Raw genomic sequence first — 26,665 nt, 5'->3', positions numbered from 1 at the left:
TTAACATAAGAAGGAAATTACAACCACCATTTAACGGCTTCAGTAACTTCTTAATGTATAAACGTTAGCTAATATTGTTTTTAAAGACAGTTTATGTCGAAAATATTTATGTAGTACGAATTGTTTTTTGGCGAATATAGGATGCGAGATCACTTTTACTTTTAGAGTTTTTGATCAATGTATTGATGGGTGAATTTTCACCTTCTTTTAAGGCTATTTGGGCAGCTAATGTAGCTGCTAATTCTTTTGTTTCTTTACGCAGCTCATTGAGCAGTTGATTGCTAGAATCACTGTTAAGGTCATCGATTTGAACTTTTAATAAGCGTTGTTGAAAATCTTCTATTTTTTTACGCATAGCGTTAGTTTCCGTTATAAGAGATTTACCACAAGAATATGTTGCTTGTTTTTATGTGATTTAGCTCTTGTTTAAAGGGATATGGAGCTCATTATATGGGTAGAGACAATCAGATAAAATTGCTTTTTGCTTGATTGAATTGAATTTTATCTTTGAAAAATTGTATTTTTGTCATTGTGTGTCAGTTTTATAGCATACTTGAGTATAAAAAATCATAGCTTTCTTGTATTGCATTGAGTGATAATGGAACTGTTATAGAAACAAATTAATGTATGAGGCAAAGAGTATTTTGCCAAATAAAAAGAACAACACGTCCTCTTAAACCCAGGAAATAGAAACGCTAAGAATAAAAGAAGAATTGATTAATTAGCATAATTTCTTTTTTGTAATAGCAATTGTTTAAAATGGATTCCATGTCGGCATGGGTGTTAACTTTAAATATCCCATATTAATGCCAAGACGTGCACCAACCCCTGTACGTACTGGAATTAATAAAGTATTATGACGTTTAAGAGCGTGAAAACCGACTCCCGCAATTAAATAGGCTGAACCTGAAATACCGCCATAGCGTCCCCATAAATTGTTTATATCATTGAGATCATAAATTAGAATCATTAAACGAGAGCCTTGACCACCAAAGTCCCACCCTACAGATGGTCCTTGCCAAAAGACTTTATGCTGACCATAATTTTTGGTAAAGATTTGCCCTTCACCATAAGTTAATCCAGCAAAAAAAGCACCGGAAGCTTCTTCTCCTAAAATATAAGCATTTGGAAGACCGTATCGCGAAAAAATATTTTCAATTGCAGTTGCTAAATTATTTGTAGTTTGTCCAAAAAAATTATGGCCAGAACTGATAATTTCTTGCATTGAATAATATTTATTTTTGTCCATTGGTTGAAGTTTAGCGTTTGCAGAGCCTATCGTTACAAATAAAAGAGCTATCAAAAGTACAATGTTTGTAGTCCAGCGTGATAAAAAAGAGAGAGTCATGGGATTTTCTTTTTAGTTGTCATATAAAAGGATGTTAAAGTTTTTATTCAATTTAAATAGAAAATAAGGCATAAAACTGTTTAAATCCTTAAAGTTGTCTCACAAATTTTTTTTAAATGTAGTTATTAATTTTCATATATGCACTGAATGTTAAAAGTTCTAGCATAAAATGAGTTTTAAATTTTTAAGTTCGGGAGTTATTGATAAATTATGACGTCAACTGTTTCTTTGAAGTTTGCCGATCTTACTGCACTGCTTTGTAGCCGTATTTGCCATGATTTAATTTCACCTATTGGTGCCATTCAAAATGCGATGGAACTTTATGATGAAGGAGGAGTTGAAGAAGATGCTTTGCAATTGGTGCGTTCGTCTGTTTCAAAAGCTTCTGCATGCTTACAATTTTTCCGATTAGCTTTTGGTGCTTCAGGATCAGTGGATAGTCAGATAGACACGCGTTTTGCTGAACAGGTTGCTCAGCAATATATGGCAGAAGAAAGGGCAATTTTGAAATGGCAAGCTCCCACTTTGCTTTTACCAAAAAATGAAGTTAAGCTTTTGCTGAATTTATTATTAATTGCAAATACAACCATTTCCCGTGGTGGTGAAATAGTTGTGACGATTGTACAAGATATAAATACACGTTCTTTCCGATTTGAAATTGGCGGTCAAATTTTACGTATTCCCCCTCGTTTTGTTGAATTATACAATAAAAAAGCATTGGAAGAAACAATTGATGCTCACGCAATTCAATTTTACTATACAATATTATTGGCTGAGCTAACAGGTATGACACTAAACATACATGAAACTGATAGTCATGTTATTTTTGAAAGCACAAAGAAGCTTTAAATAAAATTGTTTATACTATGCTAAAAATACCCTAATCCTGTGGGTTAATAGAATGACCTTAGCCTTTCTTAACTAACCCACAAGCATTTTTGTATAAAAGAAGTCATTGTGTAAAACCTTTATTTAAGAAATAAAACTTCACACTTAACATTCCAAAACCATACTTATGCGTTTTATCATTTAGGCGGTTTTGCGTATATTTTCTTCAGATGGATCACGTAATACATAGCCACGCCCCCAAACTGTATCAATATAATTAACTCCCGATGATACAGCATCCAATTTTTTACGCAATTTGCAGATGAAGACATCAATAATTTTAAGCTCTGGTTCATCCATCCCACCATAAAGATGATTTAGAAACATTTCTTTGGTGAGTGTGGTTCCTTTTCGTAATGAAAGAAGCTCTAGCATCTGATATTCTTTACCAGTCAAATGAACGGGACGACCCGCAATCTCAACTGTTTTATTGTCAAGATTGACAGTAAGATCACCTGTGACAATAACTGATTGTGCATGACCTTTAGAACGACGCACGACAGCGTGAATACGTGCAATTAGCTCTTCTTTATGAAAAGGCTTAGTCATATAATCGTCAGCCCCAAAACCAAAACCACGCACTTTATCTTCAATGCTACTCATGCCTGAAAGAATAAGAACGGGGGTTTTTATTTTTGCTAATCGTAAAGTCCGCAAAACATCATAACCTGACATATCAGGTAAATTTAAATCAAGCAAAATAATATCATAATCATAAAGCTTACCTAAATCGACGCCCTCTTCACCTAAATCAGTAATATATACATTAAAATTTCCTGATTTTAGCATCAATTCAATGCTTTGAGAGGTGGTTTTATCGTCTTCAATTAATAATACGCGCATTTTAAAAATTCCTCGCTTTGCTCCTTGCGAATCAAGAGGAGCTCTTCATTTATACAATTGGTAAAACTACCATTGATAAAAAATAACAACATCAAACACTTAACTGTTAAAAGTGTTTGTAAATAATGCAGTGGTACGCGTAACAATCACCACTATTTTCTCCCCACTATCTGAGATAGTGGTTAACAAAATATTTTCATTTTTGGAAGAGGTTAATAAAATATTTTAGAAAGAATCTTATTTTTCTTAATTGAGTAGAAAAATGAGTTACCTATTTTGTTAATTTTTTACTTAAAGTAAATCTCATAATATATTATTTGCAATTATTTTTTTGTTCAAAATTATGAGGTTTATTTATTGTATTTTAAGTTTCTTTGATTCTATAATAGAAATGAAAAATGAATAAGTAGTTGATGCTTTGTAAATACATTGTGTTTATTAAGTGTTTTAAAGAAGGCAGAAAAGAGTTATTTTTCGACTTAAAAAGAACGGTTTACTTTTTTTGTTGAAAGGATGGTACTAGAAGTCTGTTGTCAGAGGGGAAATGTGCGTTCTTTGTTAGCGCAATCAAGGAGTAATGAGTATGAAGCCACAGCAGAATATGGTAAAATTAAAAACGTTTCAGGCGCGTGAGAAGCGTCGTGAAATTGCACAGCTTGAAATAATGATCAAAGAATTTGAACAAATGGTGCTAGAGTTAGAAGCACAAATTGCCAGTGAAGAGCGTAAATCTGGAAATGATGATATTCATCATTTTGCTTATTCGACTGTTGCTCGTGCAGCGCGGAAGCGACACGATAATTTAACAGATTCAATTCGTGATTTACAGCTTCAAAAAGCAAATGCTGAGATTACTTTACATGAAGTTGAAACGGAATTGCAACGTATGCAAGTTCTTGAAGTGCGAGAAAGTAAAAGGGCAGTGGGTGAGTAATGACCATGTTTTGGTAAAGTCTCACACTTTATGATTGAATGATACAAACTGTAGATTAGATATAAATTTTAGTTTGTGGATTATAATAGGAAATAGCCAGATTTAAAAAAATCTGGCTATTTTTTTTAAGTATAAGGCCTGAAAACCCATCACTATCAATGGCAATTAATGCCTATATTGTTGGATTCTTGTTGTCCGTAATCCAGCTAAGCCGTGTTCATCAATCGAACTTTGCCATGAGAGAAATTCTTCCATAGTCAAAGTATAGCGTTGACACGCCTCATCAAGACTTAACAATCCACCTCTGACAGCAGCAACAACTTCAGCTTTACGGCGGATAACCCAACGCCTTGTTGTTGGTGGTGGCAGGTCGGTAATTGTCAGTGGACTACCATCCGGGCCAATCACATATTTTATTTGTGTTTTTATCAAATCGGTCATTGTATTCTCTACTTTTGTTCAAGGACCTGAGATGCTTGTAAAGCGTGAGCTTTAAAAAAGAACTAAACACGTTGAAAAAAAATTAATAAAATCGATTCAAATGCAAAGGGGTAGATAAAAGATAAATAAAACAGTACATTATGATATTCTCGATAAGATTTTTTATTAAAAAAATGAAAAAAGCTGTTTTTTTGTTTTTTATCTCTCCCTTTGCATTTTGTATCGCTTCTTTAAAAATCTAATACTATTAGTTGTAGGAAGGATAAAAAAACAATATAAAGAGATAATGGATAGTGTGTATATATATTGAAACAATCCACTTACTAGCGCATATTTTAAATAGAGAATAAGCATATGTCTTTAAATAGCCTTGATTTGCCAGGACAGCCCGAAAACTCTCGTATTGTTGTTGCAATGTCTGGAGGCGTTGATTCGTCTGTTGTGGCAGGCCTCTTAAAAAAAGAAGGTTATGATGTTGTTGGAATTACCTTGCAACTTTATGATCATGGTGTTGCGACGCATCGTGTGGGGTCGTGTTGTGCAGGACAAGATATTGAAGATGCCCGTCGTATAGCAGAAACATTGAATATACCTCATTATGTTCTTGATTACGAAGAGCGATTTCGCGAAGCTGTAATTGATCCTTTTACAGAAAGTTATACACATGGAGAAACCCCTGTTCCATGTGTGGCTTGCAATCAAACTGTTAAATTTTCTGATTTATTAGCAACTGCACGTGAATTAGGTGCAGATGCTTTAGCAACAGGTCATTATATTCGCAGTCGTTCTTGTGGTGAGCATCGAGCATTGTTTCGCCCTCTTGATGCTGATCGTGATCAGAGCTATTTTCTTTTTGCCACAACGCAAGAGCAAATTGATTATCTGCGTTTTCCACTTGGAGATCTTCCAAAAGCACGTGTTCGTGAAATAGCAGCAGAAATGGGTTTTGTTGTTGCCGATAAGCATGATAGCCAAGATATTTGCTTTGTTCCACAAGGAAAATATTCTGATGTTATCACAAAATTGCGCCCAGAATCTACAAATCCTGGAATTATTATGCATATCAATGGGCAAATTTTGGGCGAACATTCAGGAATTATTAATTATACTGTTGGTCAACGGCGCGGCATTGGGATTGCAACTGGTGAGGCGCTTTATGTAGTTTATCTCGACGCGGAAAATGCGCGCGTTATTGTTGGTCCGCGTGAGATGTTAGAAACGCATAAACTTTTTTTGCGTGATGTAAATTGGCTTGGTGATGAGCAATTGGACAATTTTCCTCCTAATGGTATTGATGTAGTAGTCAAAATTCGTTCAACGCGTCCTCCACGTCCAGCTCGTTTACATTATCAAAATAGTGTCTTTTCTGTTGATTTATTAGAAAGCGAGAGTGGGGTTGCTCCTGGGCAAGCCTGTGTTTTTTATAATGAAAATAGTAATGAGGCGCGTGTTCTTGGGGGTGGGTTTATTACACATTCAGAACGTTCTGCAGGTGCTGAGGCAATGTTGAAACAGGTTTTGCATAATTTAGAAACAAAAACTATTACTTTTCCTCAGACTAAAGAAGCTATTGCGTGCAAATAAAATAGTAAGCTAATAAAATGTGTATTTACGGTTTAAAATATTCTCACTTTTAGTTGAGTTTATCAAAATCAGCAAAATGTGCTAATGCAATACCTGATGCAGTAGCAACATTGAGGCTATCAAAACCATAGGCCATAGGAATGCGTAGTGTCTCTGATTTTTGTAGAATGTGAGCTGGCAAACCATCACCTTCCGCTCCTAAAATAATTGCAGTGCGTTTTGTTGATTTTGCTTCTTTGAGATAGCGTGGAGCAGAGGGGGAAAGGGCGTAAAGATGAAAGTCTGCATTATTTAAAGCTTCAATAATGCTATCAATATTAGCGCCTTGTGTATAAGGTATTTTTAGAGCAGCGCCAACAGAAACTCTAATTGCTTTTCGATATAGCGGATCGCATGAAGTTTTATCAACAATAATACCATGGCTGGCAAAAGCAGCTGCATTGCGAAAAATAGCACCCATATTATCATGATTAGAAATACCACATAAAACTGGTACCAAGGTTTTTTCTGGAAGATTTTGTAAAAAGTCTTGTAATGATGGTAAAGTTTTACGTTCACCAATACCAAGCATACCACGATGAACATGAAAACCAGCAATATCGTCCATGACTTTTTGCGGAACACAATAAATAGGGCAGGTTGGTTTTGTTGCTTTTAAAATAGGCATAATTCCAAGAAGGCGTGCTGCTACAATAAGCAATGACAAGGCAGAAAAATCTTTTGAATGCAGTAATGCTGACAATACTACTTTGCCTTCAGCAATAAATTGATGTTGCCGTCCAACGAGATCTTTTTCACGAATGTTACGATAAGCTTCCAAGCGTGGGTCATCAGTTTCGTGGATTGTGGTGATATTTAAAGTCATATAGAGCTTCTAACATTATTTTTTCTAAATCACCAGCGTAGTGAATGCTGTGTCTTCGTGATTGAATGGGGAGACAAAAAAGATGCATTATTTTAAATTTAAAGTAGAATATATGTTGACATAACACAACCATAAGTATAAAATAGCAACTACCGAGTGCAACACTTGACAGTGTTTTATTCGGGTGCAGAATCTTAGGTCCCCGCTATTTCCTAAGACTGTAGTCCCTTTCTAGGGGAAAAGAATCTGGGTCCCCAATGCCCAGATTCTTTTTTATGGGAATGGTATAAAAATGCTTTTTTCTATAGCTAAGAATAATTTTTTGAATTGCACGCTATAGACCACAAAATAAAAAATTTTATGATGATATTCCGCTCACTTTATGGTTTTTCTTTAGGTAGAATTATTTATAGCAACCATAGATTTTGGTACATCTAGAAATAAAATCATGACAGGAATATTAACTGGCTTTTTTTGTGCTTTATGCAGTAACGCTATGCTGAATAAAAATAGTCATAAAAAATATATAAGTATTACGTAAGTATACAGTGTGTTTAAGAAAATTGTTTCTCAATTATAAGACAACAAGAGCGTTCAGTCTGTTCAATAGACAATTATAACAGTTTGGGTTGATACATCTGGTATTGTCTTAAGAGCTATCTCTTCTTTTAGTGGGAGAAATGCAAGTTGTTACAGTTGATTTAGTATGATTTGTGGTATGGCAATTTTTGCACGAACAGTAGGTCCACGATAATTGTTTTATTTTATTTTAAAGCTATCTGATATTGATGAATGGTGTAAAGGCATATCAATAATGTTTATAGGTATGCTGCTCAAAATATTGTGACTCATTTAACAGAGAGTGGTGTGTGGTTATGAGTACAAAAATAAAGATACAAAGATTGATACTATGGTCTATTTTAGTGGCTTGTATCGTTTTTGCTTTGAAGTATTGGGCTTATCAGATTACAGGTTCGGTTGCACTTTATTCTGATGCTTTGGAATCAATTGTCAATATAATCGCTGCATTGGCGACATGGTGGGCTGTTAAAATAAGTCTAAAACCAGCTGATCAAAATCATCCTTTTGGGCATCATAAGGCGGAATATTTTTCTGCTATTTTTGAGGGTGTATTGATCATTATTGCAGCAATTATGATTTTAAGAAAAGCATGGCTAGCTCTTTCGACTGCTGAATTACCGCAGCAGCCTGGAATATGGATTGGTATTAATCTTGCAGTTTGTATCATAAATTATTTTTGGGGTTTGATTCTTATTCGACAAGGAAAAATTCATCATTCACCAGCTCTTAAGGCTGATGGAGCACATGTAATGATGGATGTTTTAACTTCCTTTGGCATTTTAGTAGGACTTATTGCTGCTTTCATAAGTGGATGGACTATTTTAGATCCAATTTTGGCAATAATGGTTGCTATTCATATTCTTGTGCAAGGTTGGAAAGTGATCCATAATTCTGTTCAAGGATTAATGGATGTTGGAGTTGAATTAAATGAAACCATGCGGATTAATGATCTTATTTTAGCAAATGCATGTGGTGCCATTGAAATACATGATTTACGCACGCGTATTGCTGGTAGGGTTACTTTTATAGAGTTTCATTTAGTTGTACCAACTGTAATGCAGGTGGGAGAAGCACATCAGATTTGTAATAAAGTTGAGGAAGCAATTAGAATTGAATTTAAAAATGCCCGTATTACTATTCATATAGAACCTGAAAATGAAGCCAAGTTTCCTCCTGGTACGATGACTATTCCTTCTTTGTGAGAAATTTCCTTTTTATTTGTTTTTTCTATGCACAATGATAATCGAATTTTTATAGCTATAGAAATAGCGATCATAGATTATTGTAGATATTTATTTTAGCAAGGGGGGCTATGATAGTGGGATATTATATGAAAGTAATGCATCGGCAAAATATGAGGCATTATAATTGATAATGGTATCATAGTTGTTATATCGGTAACTCTGAGTTTTGTAGTTGATTATAATATTGTTTTAAGAGGTATGAGCCACAGGATATTTTTGGGTTAGTAGTTTTTAAAATACTAAAGATCAATTTTTTCAGTACACATTATTTCATTGTTTTGGTTAATAATACTATGACGTTGTAATTGACAGTGCCATTGCTGATGAGAGCGCTCAATAGCAAATAAGTTGAAATTAGCAGGTGGCTTCTTGCTCCCAAAAGCTTGTGATGCGGAAGAAACACCAACAGTAGGAACGTTTTTCATTTTTCCTTCAATGAAGTTTAATGTAGGTAGGTGGGTATGGCCGTGGAGAATAAGCTCACAACCATGGTGTTTTATAACGTCTAGAAATTTTTCTATACCCCATAATTTTTTATACCAAGAAGTAGCATTATGAAAAGGAGGGTGATGTATCATCACGATACGAAAGAGATTACGTGCTGCAGCTTCATTTAAAAGTTGGGATAAAGTCTGTGCTTGCATTTTATCAAAATAGCCAGCAGCTTGGAAAAATGGTGTAGCGATGGCTGAAGAAGCACTGATAATGGCCACATTATCGCGAACGCGCATATAAGGAAAAACATTATTTTGAGGAATATCACCTGTGATCCAAGGTTGAAAGGCGATACAGGCTTTTTGAAATGCTCCGCGAACATAAGCATCATGATTACCAAGCGTTAAAGAAATATTTTCAGGATGGCCTTGTGCACACAACCAACGGTATGCTTGTTCAAATTCTTTATCTAGAGAAAGATTGACAAGATCACCAGAAATTACAAGATGATCAGGTTTTTCCTTTTTCAATGCATGCATTAAAGTGTCTAAAACACTTGTTGTCATTTGGCTTTTGCGTTTTTTTTGCCAATTGAAATAGCCAGTAAGACGCTTTCCAAAAAGCTCAGATAAAGAAGGTTGTGGGAGAGGTGAAAGGTGCACATCCGATATGTGGGCAAGATAAAACATAAATATTAGCATAGTACTGAAAACAATTTAGGCAATAGAAAAATAGCCGATTTATTGTTAGGAGCGGTAGAGGGGTATAAGGTAGGAACAGTTTGCTAGAAAGTTTTAAGAAAACTTTGCAAGCATTTACGGTGTTAGAAAAGAGTGCTAAAAGCAAGGTTTTTCAAATGGGGTGGGTAATGTGTGAAAAAATAGTGATAATGAAACAAAATTTTTTAAACTGAAATAATTGACTTTTTGTTTGCATATTAATTTTTTAGGAACGATCTATGATAAACTCATCGTCTACTTCTCAATCTTGCGCTCCTTTTTCTGCAACTGATAATACGATAAGTTATTGGCCTGAAACAATTGATCATGATGATCAAATTAAGCAAATTAATCAAACAGTTTTTGGTCCGGGTCGTTTTGTGCGTGCAAGTTATTTACTGCGAGAAGATGGTAAGCATGATCGTCAGCTGTCTTTTGTTGCTTGTTTGGAAGACCATGTTATTGGCTCTGTGAGGATGACTCCTATATACATTGGTGTGCAAACTGCTTATCTGCTAGGTCCTCTTGTTGTTCTGCCTGACCATAAAAATATTGGTGTAGGAAGCAAATTAGTACGTATGGCATTACAAGCGGCGGAAAATTGTAATGTTCCTTTGGTCATTTTAATTGGGGATAAGGATTACTATGGCCGTTTCAATTTTAAAAATGTACAACATGGGCAAATACAAATGCTTGCGCCAGTGAACCCCCAACGATTATTAGTCTTAGAATTACAAGAAGATGCGTTAAAAACAGCACATGGTAAAGTACGTTATCGTTCATGTAGCTAATATACATTTTTCCTGTAAAATAGATTTAAATTATCTTAAAGCGATAAAAAAATCGCTTAGAATTTTTAGTGGTTTTCACGATACCACATGCTGCTGAATAGTAAAAAGCAGGTGATCAGAGCTAAAAATCCAGAAAAGATTGGAAAATATGAGGCATTAACCAAACGGGTTTCTGTTGCTTCTTTCAGAACAATTGATAGAGCACGAGGAGATATTGATTTTGTTTTCGTTTGAATCAATTTAATGGGAGGAAGGTGAATGCCATCTTTTTTCTCATGATGCAAACGTACTACATGACCACCAGTATGTTGGCTGATAGGGACTAGTTTTTTTTCTGTTGAAATTAAATCAGAAAATTCAAGACTATCAAGTGCATCTATAGAAGAAAGCACTGTTTGATCACCATTGTGGATAGTAAAAATTCCTGTTTCATTAGTATTTACAGTTCCTGTAAAAACACCTTCTTGTTCTTTTGTGAGAATGATCTTTTGTTTTTTGCCAGAGGGGAAGGTTACTTCGACTGGCTCTGGCTGCTCTTTAAGTGTTTGTCGACGAATTGTTAAATGATGATGATCATTTACAGCACTTAATCTTTCTTCTTCAAGTTCTGGTTCTTTCATGAGCCAATGAGCAATGCGACGATAAAGAGCAGCGTAAGGCCCCCCCCCTTCAAAACCTCGTGCCCACAGCCAACTTTCATCAGAAAGCAACATACCTACTCGACCTTTACCAGTATGTGAAAGAAGCAAAAGCGGTTGTTCATCAGCTCCTTTCATAATAGGAATACTTTTGTTTGTGTTTTGAATTGCAATTTGTCGTAGCCATCTCCCCCATTGAGAAGCTGGGTGGGTAGGGGTAGCAAGACCTCGCGTAACAGGGTGGCGTTCACCTTCTTTGGTTAATGTAGGGCGGAAAGGTTTTTGAATAATAGTACCATTTGGTAATGCTGGTAGAACACTTATTAAAGGTGTTTTAGCAAGTGACTGTTCATTAGCAAATTCAGGCCCTGTTACTATGAGTAATGCACCACCTTTTTGTACATATTGAGCAATATAATCATAATAAATCAATGGCAACACATTGGAATGTTGAAAGCCGTCAAGAATGATAAGATCAAAATTATTGATTTCTTCAACAAATAACTGGGTTGTAGGAAAAACCACAAGTGACAATTGGCTCAAAGGTGTATTGTCTGCTTTTTCAGGTGGACGCAAAATAGTAAAATGAACAAGATCAATATTAGAATCACTTTTTAAAAGATCACGCCATGTACGTTCGCCATTATAAGGTGCACCCGAGATGAGAAGAACACGCAAATTTTCTCTAATTCCTTCAATAACAGCAATGGCGCGATTATTATCAAAGCTTAATTCACCTTCATAAGTATCAGTTGTAGCTTGAATGATATTTTTTTCAGCATGAGGAAGAGTGATTTCAGTTTGAAAAATAGTACCAGGGGTTACAGAATAATGGCCAACTTCTTGACCATTAACGCTTATAGAAATATTTGCTTGCGCTGATATAGCTTCTTGAGGTTGGCCTTTATCTTCTACCAAAATGGAAAGTACTTGTGGTTTATTGATAAGAGCAAAGCGGGGAGGAGAAATAAATTTAATTTGACGGTCAAATTCATTGGCTCTCCCTGTTATAAGAGCATTAATTGGTGCACTATCATGAAGTTCTGATAATTTTGGAATATCATGCACTTGTCCATCTGTGATCAAAATTGTTCCTGCATAGCGAGATGGGGGTATATCAGCTATAGCTTGTGTTAGAGCATTAAATAAATTTGTTGATGGTGCATAATGGTTTTCAGAAAGTTTTCCAGCTTCAATAAAACGCAGCTCAAATTGTGGATAGCGGGATAGTTCATTTGTTAATTGTATGCGCGCTTTGTGACTATCGTCTGCACGTGTACCAAATGTTTGACTTTCGCTTTGGTCAATCACAATACCCACAGTGCTTTTAACAGGTTGGCGCTCTTCTTTTATTATCATTGGATTAAGCAAAGCAAGAATGATTGAGCTCAATGCTATAAGACGCAACAAAGCTCCAGAGCGCTTCGTAATGAGGCCGATGATAATAAAAAAGGTGGGAAGTCCTCCTAAAAAAAGAAGCCAAGAGATGGGTAGAAGAGACTGAAAAGTGATCGATGGTATCATTGACTTTTTTTTCTGTTAAAGCTCTCTAACAATGCAGGAACATGAACCTGATCGGCTTTATAATTACCTGTGAGCATGTAGATGACAATATTCAGTCCTGCACGAAATGCCCATAGGCGTTGCATAGGGTCATTGGGGACAAGTGGGTATTTCCATGTACCTTTCTCGTCTAGCGCCCAAGCACCAGCGAAGTTATTGGCAGTGATAAGAAGAGAACTAACATTATCGCCAGTAGCAATAGAGTTTTTATTTTTTTTATTTATTGATGATGCTTCAACCCATAAAGGTGAGCCACGATAGCGTCCAGGAAAATCGGGCATAATATAAAAAGAACGAGTAATAACATGATCAGCTGATGCTGGCTCAATGGCTGGGATATTTAATCCGCTTAAAATGGCACGCAATCTTTGTGTGGCTGGGGTAGCAGTTTCTTCAAGGTTCAGATTGGCGCTTATTTGATCACGGGTGTCAAATAAAACTGTACCACCATGTTTCATAAAAGCATTTATTTTTTCAAGGCTTTTTTGCGTTGGCATGGGGCCATCAGCGTCAATAGGCCAGTAAATGAGAGGATAGAAAGAAAGTTCATCTTTATCAAGATCAAGCGCTACAACAGAACCGGGTGAAAGCATTGTGCGCTCTGAGATAAATTGACTGAGTGCTTCCAAGCCACTTTTACTTGTTGTATCAATTTCATGATTATGAGTCACAACATAAGCAAGGTGGGTGGCACCCGCTGCTTGCACCATGATTTCGTCATGCTTTTCTAGGGGTTGTGCATGAGTGATTGGTGGATAAGACAATAAGACGATAAAACTTGCTATCAAGGGAAGTAAGAGGAACATATTACTTCGTCGATTAAAAAGAAAAGCTCCTCCCATCCATAAAACTAAAAAACTATCTAGCGCTAAGAATAGGCTAGCCAGCCCTAAAAGTGGTCCAGCAAAATGTTTTTCTTGTGTATCATAAGATAACGGGTCATTGCCTGAGGAGGCAGGTAATGGCGATTGTTTTGTTAAACGTGATGAATGATTTAATAAATTCAATGCATAAAGATTATTTTTGGAACCGTAAAATCCAGGTGGGGTATCATAGGATGGAAGGGGTGGTTTTTGTACATTAATAACAAGTGGTGCAATATGAGGGGAGGGTATCTGTAATTGACCATCAGCATTTAATGTTCGCCAAGGGCTTTGTGTCGTTGTTGCCTGTGTTTGTATAGGGGTTTCCTGGTCATGTACACCAAGCGTGGTAAGCTTTTGCAACATTTGTGCAAAAAATCCAGAAAGCGGAAGATTTGACCATGTAGGATCAGGCGCAATGTGGACAAAAATGAGTATGCCTTTTCCATAGTTAGCAGCTGTGAGAAGGGGGGTGCCATCAGCAAGACTAAGCCACGTTTTTTCAAAAAGGTCTGAGCTTGGTTCTGCTAAGATTTGACGTGAAACAGTAACTTCTTCTGGAAAAGGAAGGTCAAAGAAAAAGCTATTTTTTGCAAAAGGTGCTAATTTTTGTGGTTTAGCCCATGACATAGTGCTTCCAAGATAACGTTCACCAGAACGTAGTGGTACAGGTAGTAAACTGTCATATTGTTCTGTAGAACTCAAATTCTCCCCAGCAAAACGAATAAGCACTCCCCCTTTATTCACAAAATTAGATAGTTTTTTTTCTGCTGCTTTTGACATATTAGTAATGTCACCCATAATGAAAACAGACGGATTTTGTTTGAGTAAGTGATCAATATCAACTGAAAGCTCTCCTCCGCCAGCTGTTATAATTTGTGCATGTTCCTGCAATGCTTTGATGACATAATAAAGTGGAGACAATAAAGGCTGCACCATTTCATTAACGCTTGGTGATAAAAGAGCAACGCGACTTATTTGATTACGGCTATCAATTAAAAAAGTTGCGGCAGCTTGAGCATGGTTATCAATTTTTATCCATGCAATGTCATTGCGTAATTCAAGCGGTAAATTAAGGGGGACAAGAGTTGTTGTTTCTCCTTCATGAAAGTGTGCTGTAAAACGCCCAAGAAGCTGACTTTTGAAATCATAAAGGCTTAATGTTGTCATAGACTTATCATGAGTGGTTGCACGAATAATACGTGCTGCGATATTTCCATCATTATTGACTATGCCTGTTATGCCAATTAAGTGAGAAATATCAGCTGAATACCATAAGAGTGTTTTAGGCTTTAATTGTTCAATGAAAGTGAGAACTTGTTTATCTTCGTTTGTTTGTAAGCCATCACTTAAGTAGGCAATATCAAGAGGTTTTTCGCCAGTTTTTTCAATAAGTTTTTTAAATGCTTGCAAGCGATTGACAGGCCAGGGTTGAGGTTGCAAATGTGTTAAATGTTGTCTTACAACTTCTGCAGAAAAGGGGCCAATTTCTTGGGTGTTATTTTCAGCTGTTGCAAGTAAATAAATGTCTTTTTTATGTTTTTCTGCTTGTACAAGTAAGGATTTTGCAACAGTAATACGTTTTTTCCATTCTTCAGCAGAAGCCCATCCATTATCAATAATAAGTGCCAGCGGTTGAGATCCGGAAAAAATAACAGGATTTTGGTTCCATATAGGGCGCGCTAAGGCGATAGTGATTAATGCTATCATAAAGAGCCGTAGCAATAACAACCACCAAGGTGTATGGTTGGCTGTTTCTTGCTGATTAGTTAGTTTAAGCAAGAAGCGTAAGGGAGGAAAAGGCTCTTTATGAGGCGTTGAAGGTGTTGTGCGCAACAACCACCAAATAACTGGTAGGGCCAAAAGTCCGAGCAAAACTAGGGGAGCTTCAAAACTCAAATTGCCCTCCCTGTATGAGGTGAAGAGGCATTCATTCTCTTTGTAAGTTGCAAGATGGTTTCTTTTAAAGGTCGGTCAGTTGTGCTCACATGGTAACTCCATCCTTGGCGTGAACAGAAATTTATTAATTCTTCCCGTCTTTCTTGGTAGAGTTTGCAATAATGTTTGCGAAGGTTTTCTGCTTTTCCTAAGAGAAGCTTTTGTTTGGTTTCAGGATCAAAAAACTCTGTACGTCCTTTGTAAGGAAAACTCTCTTCTGCAGGGTCGGCAATTTCAATTAGATGTGCATTGACCTGTTTTGCTACCAAAATTTTTAAATGTTGAATGATTTGTTCAGGCTGATCAAGAAAATCACTAATTATTATGACTTGTGAAAAGCGGGTAATAGCCGAGAAATCTGGAAATGAATTTTCAGCTTGGTGATTTGTTAAAGCTATTGCCATGCGTTCTGCTATATTAGATGTCATGGTGGGAGCCATTAAAGTAGGAATAGCAATATATTGACCATCTCGTGCAAGAAGTGTCGCCAGTGCAAGGGAAAGAATAATCGCATGATTACCTTTAGAGATTTTAGAAAAGCGTGAGCAATAGTGCATGGAAGCACTTTGATCGGGCCAGATCCAAACTGTTTGGGCTGTTTCCCATTCGCGTTCACGTAAGTAGGTGTGTTCATCACGTGCAGAACGACGCCAATCAATATGTGTTGTAGATTCCCCTTCGACATATAGACGAAATTGCCAAAAATTATCTCCATTGCCACGTTTACGTTGATTATGGCAGCCAGCCATTAGTGTATTAGCAATGAGGCGTGCTTGTAAAAGAAGATCGGACATATTTCCTACGTCTTTATGCAGTTTTGCAATAAACGACAGTGGATTTTTCTTAGAGACTTTTTTGCCAATAGCCATTAAAGAGCATCTTTCACAAGCTTAGCGATAATATCTTTGATGGTTATATTATCAGCACGTGCAGAAAAATTAAGTGCCATGCGGTGTTGTAATACGGGATAAGCTAACGCTTTAACATCATCAAGTGAGGGGGATAGACGCCCGTGATAAAGAGCCCGGGCGCGAGCACAAAGTGAAAGAGCCTGTGATGCCCGAGGGCCAGGTCCCCAAGCAATATAAGTATTTGCAAAGGAATTATCTTCATTTGGACGAGCCGAACGCACTAGTTTCAAAATGGCTTCAACGACATTTTCAGAAATAGGTATTTTGCGGACGATTGTTTGAATTTTTTGTAGTTTTTTGGTCGAGAGAACTGGTTTTACAGTTTGGCTTTTTTGACCTGTTGTTTCTAAAATAATACGCCGTTCTGTAGTAAGATCGGGATAATCAATATCAATTTGCATCAAAAAGCGATCAAGTTGTGCTTCAGGAAGTGGGTAGGTTCCTTCTTGTTCGAGAGGGTTTTGCGTTGCAAATACATGAAAAGGTTTTGGCAAATCATAACGAGTGCCGGCAATAGTGACATGATATTCTTGCATGGCTTGCAAAAGAGCTGATTGAGTGCGCGGTGAAGCACGGTTAATTTCATCTGCCATAAGAAGTTGGGCAAAAACAGGGCCTTGGATGTAACGGAAGAAGCGTTTACCATTTTTATCCAAGTCCATAATTTCAGAACCGATAATATCTGATGGCATTAAATCTGGTGTGAATTGGATGCGCTTTCCATCAAGCCCTAAAACAAGGCTTAATGTCTCAACAAGACGTGTTTTAGCAAGCCCTGGAACGCCAACAAGAAGGGCATGCCCCCCGGCCAAAATGGCCGTTAAGGTATATTCAATCACGTGGCTTTGACCAAAAATAACTTTGTCGATTGCTTTTTGCAGAGTAGCTAATTCTTTATACGCTGCATCAATATCATCAACGATCGATTGGCTATCTTTATTTATACTAGTCTTTTTGATGGTATTAGATAACGTATCATCTTGACTCATATTGTTTCCTTAAAACAGTTGTCGCAAAGTAATAATTTCTTTTATACGATAATAAATATTTATAATTTGTAGCAGAAAATGAAGAAAAAAGAAGCATGATAAGCTGTTTTTTTAATTCGTACACAGATGGAGAAGTGCATTAATGAGGCAGGAATTATAACTTATGAGAAATGTATTACAAATTATCGTGCAATAAGACTACCTAAGTGGAGGAAAACATTAAGAATTTGTTCAAAAGGTTGAGTGGATGAGCATACCACAAAATTTCAGAAAAGTTGACTGGTTGCAACACAGCCATATTCAAACACTTCTTCGTGTTTTATCGTTGGATGGTGAAGAGGCACGTATTGTTGGTGGTGCAGTACGTAATCAGCTTTTTAATCAGCCCATTAGCGATATTGATATTGCTACGACATGTTTGCCACAGCAGGTTATAAAGCGTGTAGAAAAGGAAGGATTTAAAGCTATTCCTACAGGTGTTGATTTTGGTACAGTGACAGTTGTTATAGAGTCATGTTGCTATGAGGTTACAACTCTTCGCTCTGACATTGAAACAGATGGTCGCTATGCAAAAGTTGCTTTTTGTCGAGATTGGAAAAAGGACGCTCAGCGACGGGATTTTACTATCAATGCACTTTATTGTGATGCATCTGGTCAGCTTTATGATGAAGTGGGAGGTTTGAACGATATTGAAAGCAAAACGATACGTTTTATAGGTGTCGCGAAGGATCGTATTTGTGAAGATTATTTACGTATTTTACGTTTTTTTCGTTTTTTTGCTTGGTATGGGGGAGGGCGGCCTGATGCGCAGGGGTTGAAAGCATGCATTTCTTTGAAACAAGGTCTGCACAAACTTTCACCTGAACGTGTTTGGGGAGAAATGAAAAAACTTCTTACTGCTTCAGATCCAACACGTGCTCTTTTATGGATGCGTCAAAGCGGTATTTTAACACTCATTTTACCTGAAACAGAAAAATGGGGTATTGATGCAATCCACCCCCTTGTAAAAATAGAGCGTATCCTTGGTTGGAAAGCAGATCCATTGCTGCGGTTAGAAAGTTTACTACCTCCTGATCCTGTACGCCTTCACGATATGGCTCATCGTTTGCGTTTGTCTAATGAAGAGAAAAAGCGATTGAAAGAATGGGCAAAGTTGGGGATTATCAATCCAAACTGTTCAGATGTTTGCGTGAAAGAATTGATTTATTTTCATGGTCGACAGCCCGTTTTAGATCAATTATCCTTGTCCTTGGCATCTGTCTGTACTGGTATTTTAGATGAAGATGAAATTTTAGAAAAAGCAGAATATTATCTTCAACTTTATCACTTGGCTCAACAATGGCAGATTCCAACTTTTCCTATAAGTGGCAGAGATTTGATGAAAAAAGGTTTAACTCAGGGAGCACTTTTAGGTCAAAAGCTTAAAGAGCTAGAAAAAATCTGGGTTAAAAGCGGATTTTTAATGGATCGTAATGAGTTATTAGAAAAAATTGAGCAGGAATAACTAAGTTTTTTATGAGCAACTCTCTGTTTTTTTTAATGAGACATTTTCTATCTCATTGTAACCAATTTGGCGAAGAGCTTCACCGGTTGTTATGGCTACACTCATTGCGAGATTTAAAGAGCGTGCGTGTGGCTGCATAGGAATTGTTAATGTATGATCAACTGCTTCATAAACATAATTAGGAACACCTGCTGATTCACGGCCAAAAAGTAAAACATCGTTTTTTTGGTAGCGTATATCTGTATAACATGTTTTTGCTTTTGTGCTCAAAAGCAAAAGACGGCGGTTAAAATGCCTCATAGTTTCAATAAAATGTTGCCAATCAATGTGACGTTCCAACAAGGCATGTTCAAGATAATCCATACCTGCTCGTTTAAGGTTACGATCTGATAAATTAAAGCCTGCTGGTTCAATAATATGTACGTGTACGCCAAAACAAGCACTAAGGCGTAAAATTGTTCCAGTATTACCAGCAATATCCGGTTGAAAAAGAGCGATGTGAAGTGGCATACGCTGTTCCATATGGTTTTACATATTTCTCTGTAGAAGATCTATACAACTCTTCATAGAAATATATTCATAGAAGCGTTGTTTTTTTTATTTAATAACTGTTTGTTCTAAACTTTAGAGAGGGTTATTTACACGGGCTTTTATCTATATACAACAAATAGAGAGAGTGTATATTCTTAATATATTCAATAAAATTTATGTTTCAAAGAGTATGAAGGTATTATGTATATCCAACTGATTGAAAATACATTTCTTTGATAAATGCTTGGGTATTTCTTTTTAAAGTAGAATTTTAGAAACAACGAAACATTATCATACATAATATCTCTATTTTAAAATTTGAGCTGATAATCCATACGTAGATCTTCTTAAGATAACAAGTTCTCATATTATTTACTTTTCAATATTTTAGGTGCTGTTTATCTTATAAAAGCTAAGTTTAGCATGATTGAGATAAAAAACTTCAAAAAGAAACCGCATAATTGAGGGAATACATAAAAATAGAACAAGCCAATCTTAAAGCTCATAGGGAACAAATCAAATTATCGTGCATTGAGAGCAATGTAAAATAAAAATGGAGAATGTAAAATGAAAAAAATTGCTATCACTGCTCTTGCGTCAATTTTAATGGTTTCTAGTGCTTATGCCCAATTTTCATCGCCTTCTGAAAATGGAAAGATTTTGGCAGAGGGTATTGTACGAGTTAAGGCGGATATGGTTGCAGGTTATGTTACGCCTTCAACAGCTAATTTTGTTGCTTCAAACTTTATTGGTGTAGATGTATGCGATATAGAAGATGAAGAAATTGGTGAGGTAAAAGATATTATTTTACGTCAGAATAATATCGATGGGATTGTTATTAGCGTTGGCGGTTTTTTAGGTATGGGTGAGCATTATGTTATTGTTTCTCCAGAACAAGTTCGGATGAAAGCTGATGATGGTAAGTGGAAGCTTATGGTCAATGTAACAAAGAATGCTTTGAAAGAAATGCCAGAATTTAAATATAAAGACTATTTGATACGCTAGTTTTTGTATTTCTGTCTTTGATGAATAAAACAGTCGCTCTTATAGTGCGGCTGTTTTTGTCAAATAGTATTCGTTGAGAATATGGAAACAGTTTTATGTAAAAAGTGTTTTAAGTTATTAAAGAGGTAATGATATTTAAGTATTGTGTTTAAACAACATAACATCACCATCTTGTACGATATATTCTTTACCTTCATCACGGGCTTTTCCTGCTTCTTTTGCTGCGTTTTCTCCACCTAAGGTAATATAATCTTCATAGCTAATAGTTTGTGCACGAATAAAGCCGCGTTCAAAGTCTGAGTGAATGACACCCGCTGCTTGAGGTGCTTTGGTACCCCGGGTGATTGTCCAGGCTCGTGTTTCCTTAGGTCCACAAGTAAAATAAGTAATTAAATCAAGCAGGTGATAACCAGCGTGAATAAGTCGATTCAAACTAGGCTCAGATAATCCTAAGACTTGGAGATATTCAATAGCTTCTTCATCAGAAAGTTGAGCGATCTCAGCTTCAATGGAAACAGAAATAATAATACTTTGCGCGTTTTGCTCTGCAGCTATTTTCTCCACCGCTTTAGTAAAATCATTGCCATGAGCAATTTCATTTTCGCTAACATTGCAAACATAAAGCACAGGCTTTGAGGTTAAAAGATTCAAACCATGAAGAATACGTCGTTCATCAGAGGAAATATTTTTAAGTAATAACCGTACAGGATCTCCTCTTTGTAATAATTCTAACGCTGCTTCCATTGTAGGGAGGATTGCCAAAGCTTCTTTGTCTTTTCCGATTGCACGTTTACGGACTTGTATAATTCGCCGTTCAAGACTTTCAAGGTCTGAAAGCATGAGTTCTGTATCAACAGTTATAGCATCAGAAACGGGATCAATCCTTCCTTCTACATGGGTAATGTCTTCATTTTCAAAACACCGTAGCACATGGATAATGGCATCGACTTCACGAATATTGGCTAAAAATTTATTGCCTAAACCTTCACCTTTTGAAGCTCCACGGACGAGTCCTGCAATATCAACAAAATTAATACGTGTAGGAATGATTTCTTTTGAACCAGCAATAGAGGCAATTTTTTCCATTCGTGGATCTGGCACAGCAACTTCACCGGTATTAGGCTCGATTGTACAAAAGGGATAGTTAGCTGCTTGCGCTGTAGCTGTTTTTGTTAACGCGTTAAAAAGGGTTGATTTACCGACATTAGGCAGCCCGACGATACCACATTTAAAACCCATAGGTTCTCTCTCTTAATTAGACTTTTGATTTATTTATAATGACTAAGATACACTTTATTGGCGTTTTTATAGCATGTTTGAAAAAGAGTTCTAGTCTTCAGCTTTTTGTGGTGATAAAAAAGATAAACTGAAATAATTATGACGATTTTAGCAAGTAATTGTCATTTTTTAATCGACAAATCCTAAACATTCCCTATTTTAATAATTATAAAATTATAGATTAACGTTAACAATGTGCTAAGTTTTTTATAGTATAGAAAACTATAGAATTAAATAATTATATTAAATCAACTGATTGCGGGAATATGGAATTGTTGTCTCGTCGTGCTTTTTTAATGGCTGTTGCTCTGGTGTTGGTTGGCTGCGCTACACATCAACCAAGTGAGCCTTTTGTTTCTTCTCAACAAGTTCGCTTCATTCCAGAGGAATTACGGGCTTTATATGGGCCTATAACGAATGAACCTTATTCATTACCTGCAATTGATCTTGCGGAAATTGATCCAAAATTTTTGCGTAAACAAGTAGATTACGATACTTCTTATCCGGCTGGTACGCTGATTGTAGATATTCAAGAGTGCTTTCTTTATCTTGTTGGTGAAAATGGAAAAGCTATGCGTTATGGTATTGGCGTTGGTAAAGAAGGTTTAGAGTTTAAAGGTGAAGCAGTTGTACAATATAAACGTCGTTGGCCGTCTTGGGCTCCAACTGCGGCGATGATGGCTCGTGAACCAGAACGATACGGTCATTTAGGAAAAGGGATGCCGCCAGGGCCTGATAATCCATTAGGCGCCCGGGCATTATATCTCTTTAAAAATGGTCAGGATACGCTTTTCCGGATTCATGGTTCATATGAAGAATGGTCAATTGGCCAGGCTATTTCAAGTGGGTGTATCCGTTTGCTCAATCAAGATATTATTGATCTTTATAACCGTGTTCCTAATGGTTCACGTGTGGTGGTTTTGTAGCCATAATAAAATATACTATAAGTTTTCATTACATGGCTTCTTTGTAATTCCAAATGGCCATATAGGTTTGAGCAGTTTTATCTGATAAATATTTAATATTAACACTCTCCTTAGAGAGAGTGTATTATATGTAAAGGTTGTAAAAAATTGTTCGTTATCGCATCTACTTAAAAGAGATTATGTTTTATCGCGAGTTTTTTCCTCTATTACCAATGAAATTTTATTCATGAATTGATTAGCATCTCCCTTTATTAAAATAGCAATATTATCCGCGATTATGTCTAATAAAGTAGGTAACCATTCTTGATCAGATTTTGTAAAGTTGCCTAAAACATGTTGATGAACTAATTCTTTGGAACCGGGATGTCCAATCCCTAAACGTACACGGCAGTAGTTATTACCGCAATGGTTATCAATAGATTTTATGCCATTATGTCCTCCACTTCCTCCTCCAATTTTTACGCGTACTTTCCCAGGAGGTAAATCTAATTCATCGTAAAAAACAATAAAATTATTTAATTCTAGTTTATAAAATCGCAAGGTTTGGCTGATGGCTTGACCAGATAAATTCATAAAAGTTTGAGGTTTAATAAGAAGAATTTTTTCACCATTTATAAGACCATTAGAAATTTCAGCTTGAAATTTTTTTGACCATGGAGAAAAGGAAAAGGACTTATGAATGGCATCAACAGCCATGAAACCAATATTATGGCGATTGTTTTGGTAGGACAAACCAGGGTTGCCAAGACCAGCAATGAGCAACATATACGCTTTCAATAAAGTATAAATGATTAGCAAAACATTTCAAAATAGGTGTAGGTGGGAAAACTCCCCACCTACTGAAAATTTATAAAGTTTTAATTATTTTCATCACTCTCTTGTTCGGAGTTATCGTTCACATTTGTACCAGCAGGAGCTGCGATGGTTGCAATGGTAAAGTCTCGATCCTGAATAACCGGAGTTACACCTTTTGGTAATTGCACGGCTGAGATATGGATAGAGTCACCAATAGAATAACTAGAAAGATCAATGTTAATTGCTTCAGGAATAGCATTTGCTGGTGCAGTACATTCAATTTCATGGCGAACAATGTTTAAAACACCACCTCGTTTAATACCTGGTGCTGTATCTTCATTGAGGAAATGTACAGGAATGTTCACATGCACAACTGATTTCTCTGAAACACGTAAAAAATCTACGTGCAGAGGAAAATCACGGACAGGATCAAGTTGATAATCCTTTGGTAGAACTTGAATTCTTTTTTTATCAACTTCAATGGTAGCAACAGTAGTACGAAAACCACCTGCATGAATTTTGTAGAAAATTTCCTTATAAGAAACTGCAATTGCCAAAGGGGGCTGTTTGTCACCGTAGATGACTGCTGGAATAAGACCGTTGCGACGAAGTTCACGGGAGGACCCCTTACCAACCCGCTCGCGTATTTCGGCCTTAAGAGTATAACTCTTGCTCATGGTTAAATCCTTCTTACATGATTGGAGATTCATCAAAAACAACTAGCAGTTTTTGCATGAATATGAAGATATGTACTGCAAAGCAGCAATTAGCTCCATTCTGCGTTGCCTCCAAGGGTGTCTACGCAGAAGCTTATTCTATAATTCAAACCCTTTAGAGATGCAAGAGTTGTAGGAAAACCCATTTATCTAATTTTGGCTTTATTTGGAAAAGCGTGAATTTTGCGTTATCCGTATTTATTTAATTTAATAGTAAACACATCAGATATTTCCCGGTTTCAATTTTAAAAAACTATCAGGAAATTTAAAACTAGGCACTATTTTAGTCAAATAAGCTTGAAACAGACTGTTCTGCTGCTGTTCTTGCAATCGCTTCTCCTATTAAGTCAGCAATAGCCAAAACACGTATATTACGTGCTTGTTCAATTTTTGTTGTTGGCATAATCGAATCAGTAATGACCAATTCTTTCATTTCTGAGTTGGTAATACGTTCGATAGCGTTTCCAGAAAGAACACCATGTGTAATATAAGCAGTAACACTATTTGCTCCATGCTTAAGAAGAGCGCTTGCTGCATTGCATAAAGTGCCACCTGAATCAACAATATCATCTAGTAGAAGGCAATCTTTTCCAGCTACATTTCCGATAATGTTCATTACTTCTGATTCACCTGGTCGTTCACGGCGTTTATCAACAATAGCAAGTAAACTGTTTAAGCGCTTGGCTAAGGAGCGTGCACGTACCACACCACCGACATCGGGTGAAACAACAATAACATTTTCAAGAGAATAACGCGTTTTGACATCACGAGAAATAACGGGAACGGCATAGAGATTGTCAGTAGGAATATCAAAAAAACCTTGGATCTGTCCTGCATGAAGATCTAATGTTAAAACACGATGGGCACCTGCTTGAGTAATCAGGTTGGCAACAAGTTTTGCAGAAATAGGGGTGCGTGGTCCAGGTTTACGGTCTTGGCGAGCATATCCAAAATAGGGTATAACAGCTGTAATACGACGTGCTGAAGAACGATGCAGGGCATCAATCATGATGAGTAATTCCATCAAATGATCATTGGCTGGATAAGAGGTTGATTGCAGCACAAATACATCTTCTCCACGCACATTTTCATGCAATTCTACAAAAATCTCTTGATCAGCAAAACGCTTGACGGTTGCTTCACCTAGGGAGATGTTTAAATAATTTGCAATATTTTTCGCAAGATGTGGGTTAGAATTGCCACAGAAAAGTTTCATGATAGAACCCCTGAATAATCATGATAGAATCTGATACAGCTTTTAACTTTTTATTATCAGATTGCAAAGGAACAATTACAAAAACATTATAATTTTATCTAGCATGGGTTAAAAGAATTATTTTGCTATTAGTTATGACAAATCAAGTATTCACAAATAAGATTTTTAATTATCATAATTTACGAATTTATAAGTTATTTCATTAAACAAACAAAACATGATCAAGCGTACCTTTTTTCATTTGGATAAGAAATTTTATTTTGTAGTTATGATATGTTTTTAAGGTAAAAAACTTATTTTTCATTTTCTAGCATGATAGCAGAAATCTGTCGCCCGTAATCAGATTCATTGCGATGTGTTGCACGACGGTAGGAAAAAAAGCGTTGCTCATCTTGATAAGTACAAAGTTTTAGACAAAAAGCATTGAGGCCTGCTTGTTCTAATTGGTCAATAATGAATGTCCATAGATTAAAATGAAAATGGTTTTTTTTATCTGTTTTTAAAAAATATTTTTGAAATTGATTACTGCGATTCATAAATTGGTTATAAAATTCATTTGTTACCTCATAATGATGGGGACCAATACAAGGTCCTAGCACTGCTGTTATTGATTTTCGTTTGGCACCTTGTTCTTCCATAGCTAAAATTGTTTTTTCCAAAATTCCATTCAAGCTTCCTCGCCAACCAGCGTGTGCAGCACCGATAACACCTGCATGCGGATCAGCAAAAAGAACTGGTCCACAATCGGCTGTAAGGATGCCGATTGCTAAACCTTTAGTAGTTGTGACAAGAGCGTCAGCTTTAGGACGTTCACTGATAAAAGCTTGATCAATTACGGCTACGTCACAAGAATGTACTTGATTGACGGTGATCAAATTTTTTATCTCAATATCAAAATAATTTGCGATTAATGTGCGATTTTGCGTAATATGTTTAGGGTGATCGTTTGAGCCTTGGCCGACATTAAGGCTGTGATAAAGGTTTTGTGAAACTCCGCCTTGACGCGTAAAAAAACCATGTTTTATCCCGTGTTTATGTAAAGCAAGAAGATCTTTTGCAAGGATAGGCTTAAGGACAGGCTTCATGAAAACTCCACATAATTGTTTGAACAGGCAATG

At 36.4% G+C, this 26,665-nt stretch carries 24 protein-coding genes; 8 read left to right on the top strand and 16 right to left on the bottom strand.

From position 1 onward, the window contains the following. Window positions 1–106 precede the first annotated feature (106 nt). A complete protein-coding gene (locus J7R05_RS05605) occupies window positions 107–355 on the bottom strand; it encodes a hypothetical protein (RefSeq protein ID WP_208541539.1) in 249 nt (82 codons plus the stop codon). A gap of 399 nt (window positions 356–754) precedes the next feature. After that, on the bottom strand, window positions 755–1,348 hold the full coding sequence (locus J7R05_RS05600) for a DUF1134 domain-containing protein (protein ID WP_208541538.1): 594 nt from the start codon (window positions 1,346–1,348) through the stop codon (window positions 755–757). A gap of 210 nt (window positions 1,349–1,558) precedes the next feature. On the opposite strand from J7R05_RS05600, the gene chpT reads away from it, so the two are divergent. Continuing rightward, a complete protein-coding gene (chpT, locus tag J7R05_RS05595; protein ID WP_208541537.1) occupies window positions 1,559–2,197 on the top strand; it encodes a histidine phosphotransferase ChpT in 639 nt (212 codons plus the stop codon). A 180-nt stretch (window positions 2,198–2,377) separates the two neighbouring features. Here the strand turns inward: chpT and ctrA are convergent, their stop codons facing one another. Further along, entirely contained in the window at window positions 2,378–3,079 is a 702-nt protein-coding gene (gene ctrA, locus J7R05_RS05590) for a response regulator transcription factor CtrA (RefSeq protein ID WP_010704078.1), read from the bottom strand. A 583-nt stretch (window positions 3,080–3,662) separates the two neighbouring features. On the opposite strand from ctrA, the gene J7R05_RS05585 reads away from it, so the two are divergent. Continuing rightward, window positions 3,663–4,013 carry a flagellar export protein FliJ gene (locus J7R05_RS05585; RefSeq protein WP_208541536.1) on the top strand — a complete coding sequence of 117 codons (351 nt, stop codon included), beginning with the start codon at window positions 3,663–3,665 and terminating at the stop codon, window positions 4,011–4,013. 165 nt (window positions 4,014–4,178) lie between these two features. Here the strand turns inward: J7R05_RS05585 and sciP are convergent, their stop codons facing one another. After that, window positions 4,179–4,454 carry a CtrA inhibitor SciP gene (gene sciP / locus J7R05_RS05580; protein ID WP_208541535.1) on the bottom strand — a complete coding sequence of 92 codons (276 nt, stop codon included), beginning with the start codon at window positions 4,452–4,454 and terminating at the stop codon, window positions 4,179–4,181. A 354-nt stretch (window positions 4,455–4,808) separates the two neighbouring features. Between sciP and mnmA the strand changes: the two genes are divergently transcribed. Next, window positions 4,809–6,038 carry a tRNA 2-thiouridine(34) synthase MnmA gene (mnmA, locus tag J7R05_RS05575; protein ID WP_208541534.1) on the top strand — a complete coding sequence of 410 codons (1,230 nt, stop codon included), beginning with the start codon at window positions 4,809–4,811 and terminating at the stop codon, window positions 6,036–6,038. Window positions 6,039–6,087: 49 nt separating this feature from the next. Here the strand turns inward: mnmA and J7R05_RS05570 are convergent, their stop codons facing one another. After that, window positions 6,088–6,903, bottom strand: a complete 816-nt coding sequence (locus tag J7R05_RS05570) for a TrmH family RNA methyltransferase (protein ID WP_208541533.1) — start codon at window positions 6,901–6,903, stop codon at window positions 6,088–6,090. An 875-nt stretch (window positions 6,904–7,778) separates the two neighbouring features. Here J7R05_RS05570 and J7R05_RS05565 point away from each other — a divergent pair. Then, window positions 7,779–8,687 carry a cation diffusion facilitator family transporter gene (locus J7R05_RS05565; RefSeq protein ID WP_208541532.1) on the top strand — a complete coding sequence of 303 codons (909 nt, stop codon included), beginning with the start codon at window positions 7,779–7,781 and terminating at the stop codon, window positions 8,685–8,687. Between the two features lie 281 nt (window positions 8,688–8,968). On the opposite strand, the gene J7R05_RS05560 is transcribed toward J7R05_RS05565, so the two are convergent. Further along, the gene (locus tag J7R05_RS05560; protein WP_208541531.1) at window positions 8,969–9,865 is read right to left on the bottom strand and encodes a metallophosphoesterase family protein; all 897 of its coding nucleotides are present in this window, start codon (window positions 9,863–9,865) and stop codon (window positions 8,969–8,971) included. Window positions 9,866–10,122: 257 nt separating this feature from the next. Here J7R05_RS05560 and J7R05_RS05555 point away from each other — a divergent pair, with 257 nt between their 5' ends. Next, window positions 10,123–10,674 carry a GNAT family N-acetyltransferase gene (locus J7R05_RS05555; RefSeq protein WP_246468229.1) on the top strand — a complete coding sequence of 184 codons (552 nt, stop codon included), beginning with the start codon at window positions 10,123–10,125 and terminating at the stop codon, window positions 10,672–10,674. A gap of 65 nt (window positions 10,675–10,739) precedes the next feature. Here J7R05_RS05555 and J7R05_RS05550 read toward each other — a convergent pair whose 3' ends face one another. From J7R05_RS05550 to J7R05_RS05535, 4 genes are read right to left on the bottom strand one after another with little or no spacing between them, the layout of a single operon-like run. Beyond that, window positions 10,740–12,836, bottom strand: coding sequence for a hypothetical protein (locus J7R05_RS05550; RefSeq protein ID WP_208541530.1), 2,097 nt, complete (start codon window positions 12,834–12,836; stop codon window positions 10,740–10,742). Then, on the bottom strand, window positions 12,833–15,637 hold the full coding sequence (locus J7R05_RS05545; protein ID WP_208541529.1) for a DUF4159 domain-containing protein: 2,805 nt from the start codon (window positions 15,635–15,637) through the stop codon (window positions 12,833–12,835). The genes J7R05_RS05550 and J7R05_RS05545 overlap by 4 nt, the downstream gene beginning before the upstream one ends. Continuing rightward, on the bottom strand, window positions 15,634–16,545 hold the full coding sequence (locus J7R05_RS05540; protein WP_208541528.1) for a DUF58 domain-containing protein: 912 nt from the start codon (window positions 16,543–16,545) through the stop codon (window positions 15,634–15,636). The genes J7R05_RS05545 and J7R05_RS05540 overlap by 4 nt, the downstream gene beginning before the upstream one ends. Beyond that, window positions 16,545–17,576: an AAA family ATPase gene (locus tag J7R05_RS05535; RefSeq protein WP_208541527.1), complete on the bottom strand. Its 1,032-nt coding sequence runs from the start codon at window positions 17,574–17,576 to the stop codon at window positions 16,545–16,547. The genes J7R05_RS05540 and J7R05_RS05535 overlap by 1 nt, the downstream gene beginning before the upstream one ends. Window positions 17,577–17,823: 247 nt before the next feature. Between J7R05_RS05535 and J7R05_RS05530 the strand changes: the two genes are divergently transcribed. After that, the gene (locus tag J7R05_RS05530) at window positions 17,824–19,080 is read left to right on the top strand and encodes a CCA tRNA nucleotidyltransferase (protein ID WP_208541526.1); all 1,257 of its coding nucleotides are present in this window, start codon (window positions 17,824–17,826) and stop codon (window positions 19,078–19,080) included. A 9-nt stretch (window positions 19,081–19,089) separates the two neighbouring features. Here J7R05_RS05530 and J7R05_RS05525 read toward each other — a convergent pair whose 3' ends face one another. After that, window positions 19,090–19,590, bottom strand: a complete 501-nt coding sequence (locus J7R05_RS05525; RefSeq protein WP_208541525.1) for a tRNA (cytidine(34)-2'-O)-methyltransferase — start codon at window positions 19,588–19,590, stop codon at window positions 19,090–19,092. A 588-nt stretch (window positions 19,591–20,178) separates the two neighbouring features. Here J7R05_RS05525 and J7R05_RS05520 point away from each other — a divergent pair. Next, window positions 20,179–20,616: a PRC-barrel domain-containing protein gene (locus tag J7R05_RS05520; RefSeq protein ID WP_208541524.1), complete on the top strand. Its 438-nt coding sequence runs from the start codon at window positions 20,179–20,181 to the stop codon at window positions 20,614–20,616. Between the two features lie 135 nt (window positions 20,617–20,751). On the opposite strand, the gene ychF is transcribed toward J7R05_RS05520, so the two are convergent. Continuing rightward, a complete protein-coding gene (gene ychF, locus J7R05_RS05515; RefSeq protein ID WP_208541523.1) occupies window positions 20,752–21,855 on the bottom strand; it encodes a redox-regulated ATPase YchF in 1,104 nt (367 codons plus the stop codon). A 311-nt stretch (window positions 21,856–22,166) separates the two neighbouring features. Between ychF and J7R05_RS05510 the strand changes: the two genes are divergently transcribed. After that, window positions 22,167–22,820, top strand: a complete 654-nt coding sequence (locus J7R05_RS05510) for a L,D-transpeptidase (RefSeq protein ID WP_246468231.1) — start codon at window positions 22,167–22,169, stop codon at window positions 22,818–22,820. 177 nt (window positions 22,821–22,997) lie between these two features. On the opposite strand, the gene pth is transcribed toward J7R05_RS05510, so the two are convergent. The 4 genes from pth to pgeF all read right to left on the bottom strand — a co-directional run bounded on the left by pth (window position 22,998) and on the right by pgeF (window position 26,632). Further along, on the bottom strand, window positions 22,998–23,585 hold the full coding sequence (pth, locus tag J7R05_RS05505) for an aminoacyl-tRNA hydrolase (RefSeq protein WP_208541521.1): 588 nt from the start codon (window positions 23,583–23,585) through the stop codon (window positions 22,998–23,000). A 92-nt stretch (window positions 23,586–23,677) separates the two neighbouring features. Next, on the bottom strand, window positions 23,678–24,292 hold the full coding sequence (locus tag J7R05_RS05500) for a 50S ribosomal protein L25/general stress protein Ctc (protein ID WP_078689986.1): 615 nt from the start codon (window positions 24,290–24,292) through the stop codon (window positions 23,678–23,680). Between the two features lie 322 nt (window positions 24,293–24,614). After that, complete coding sequence (locus J7R05_RS05495) at window positions 24,615–25,547, bottom strand: ribose-phosphate pyrophosphokinase (protein ID WP_208541520.1); 933 nt, start codon at window positions 25,545–25,547, stop codon at window positions 24,615–24,617. Between the two features lie 293 nt (window positions 25,548–25,840). Then, a complete protein-coding gene (gene pgeF, locus J7R05_RS05490; protein WP_208541519.1) occupies window positions 25,841–26,632 on the bottom strand; it encodes a peptidoglycan editing factor PgeF in 792 nt (263 codons plus the stop codon). Window positions 26,633–26,665: the final 33 nt, after the last annotated feature.

The organism is Bartonella capreoli (assembly GCF_902813205.1).
Taxonomy (GTDB): Bacteria; Pseudomonadota; Alphaproteobacteria; order Rhizobiales; family Rhizobiaceae; genus Bartonella; species Bartonella schoenbuchensis.
This window is presented reverse-complemented; position numbering and strand designations above follow the sequence as displayed.

Bases quoted from the DNA above. Each gene is read 5' to 3' on its own strand.
- mnmA (WP_208541534.1), top strand. From the start codon at position 4,809: ATGTCTTTAAATAGCCTTGATTTGCCAGGACAGCCCGAAAACTCTCGT.
- pth (WP_208541521.1), bottom strand. From the start codon at position 23,585: ATGTTGCTCATTGCTGGTCTTGGCAACCCTGGTTTGTCCTACCAAAAC.
- ctrA (WP_010704078.1), bottom strand. From the start codon at position 3,079: ATGCGCGTATTATTAATTGAAGACGATAAAACCACCTCTCAAAGCATT.
- J7R05_RS05585 (WP_208541536.1), top strand. From the start codon at position 3,663: ATGAAGCCACAGCAGAATATGGTAAAATTAAAAACGTTTCAGGCGCGT.
- J7R05_RS05525 (WP_208541525.1), bottom strand. From the start codon at position 19,590: ATGCCACTTCACATCGCTCTTTTTCAACCGGATATTGCTGGTAATACT.
- J7R05_RS05550 (WP_208541530.1), bottom strand. From the start codon at position 12,836: ATGATACCATCGATCACTTTTCAGTCTCTTCTACCCATCTCTTGGCTT.
- J7R05_RS05535 (WP_208541527.1), bottom strand. From the start codon at position 17,576: ATGAGTCAAGATGATACGTTATCTAATACCATCAAAAAGACTAGTATA.
- chpT (WP_208541537.1), top strand. From the start codon at position 1,559: ATGACGTCAACTGTTTCTTTGAAGTTTGCCGATCTTACTGCACTGCTT.
- J7R05_RS05500 (WP_078689986.1), bottom strand. From the start codon at position 24,292: ATGAGCAAGAGTTATACTCTTAAGGCCGAAATACGCGAGCGGGTTGGT.
- J7R05_RS05565 (WP_208541532.1), top strand. From the start codon at position 7,779: ATGAGTACAAAAATAAAGATACAAAGATTGATACTATGGTCTATTTTA.
- sciP (WP_208541535.1), bottom strand. From the start codon at position 4,454: ATGACCGATTTGATAAAAACACAAATAAAATATGTGATTGGCCCGGAT.
- J7R05_RS05520 (WP_208541524.1), top strand. From the start codon at position 20,179: ATGAAAAAAATTGCTATCACTGCTCTTGCGTCAATTTTAATGGTTTCT.
- J7R05_RS05555 (WP_246468229.1), top strand. From the start codon at position 10,123: ATGATAAACTCATCGTCTACTTCTCAATCTTGCGCTCCTTTTTCTGCA.
- ychF (WP_208541523.1), bottom strand. From the start codon at position 21,855: ATGGGTTTTAAATGTGGTATCGTCGGGCTGCCTAATGTCGGTAAATCA.
- J7R05_RS05495 (WP_208541520.1), bottom strand. From the start codon at position 25,547: ATGAAACTTTTCTGTGGCAATTCTAACCCACATCTTGCGAAAAATATT.
- J7R05_RS05540 (WP_208541528.1), bottom strand. From the start codon at position 16,545: ATGGCTATTGGCAAAAAAGTCTCTAAGAAAAATCCACTGTCGTTTATT.
- J7R05_RS05570 (WP_208541533.1), bottom strand. From the start codon at position 6,903: ATGACTTTAAATATCACCACAATCCACGAAACTGATGACCCACGCTTG.
- J7R05_RS05605 (WP_208541539.1), bottom strand. From the start codon at position 355: ATGCGTAAAAAAATAGAAGATTTTCAACAACGCTTATTAAAAGTTCAA.
- pgeF (WP_208541519.1), bottom strand. From the start codon at position 26,632: ATGAAGCCTGTCCTTAAGCCTATCCTTGCAAAAGATCTTCTTGCTTTA.
- J7R05_RS05600 (WP_208541538.1), bottom strand. From the start codon at position 1,348: ATGACTCTCTCTTTTTTATCACGCTGGACTACAAACATTGTACTTTTG.
- J7R05_RS05560 (WP_208541531.1), bottom strand. From the start codon at position 9,865: ATGCTAATATTTATGTTTTATCTTGCCCACATATCGGATGTGCACCTT.
- J7R05_RS05530 (WP_208541526.1), top strand. From the start codon at position 17,824: ATGAGCATACCACAAAATTTCAGAAAAGTTGACTGGTTGCAACACAGC.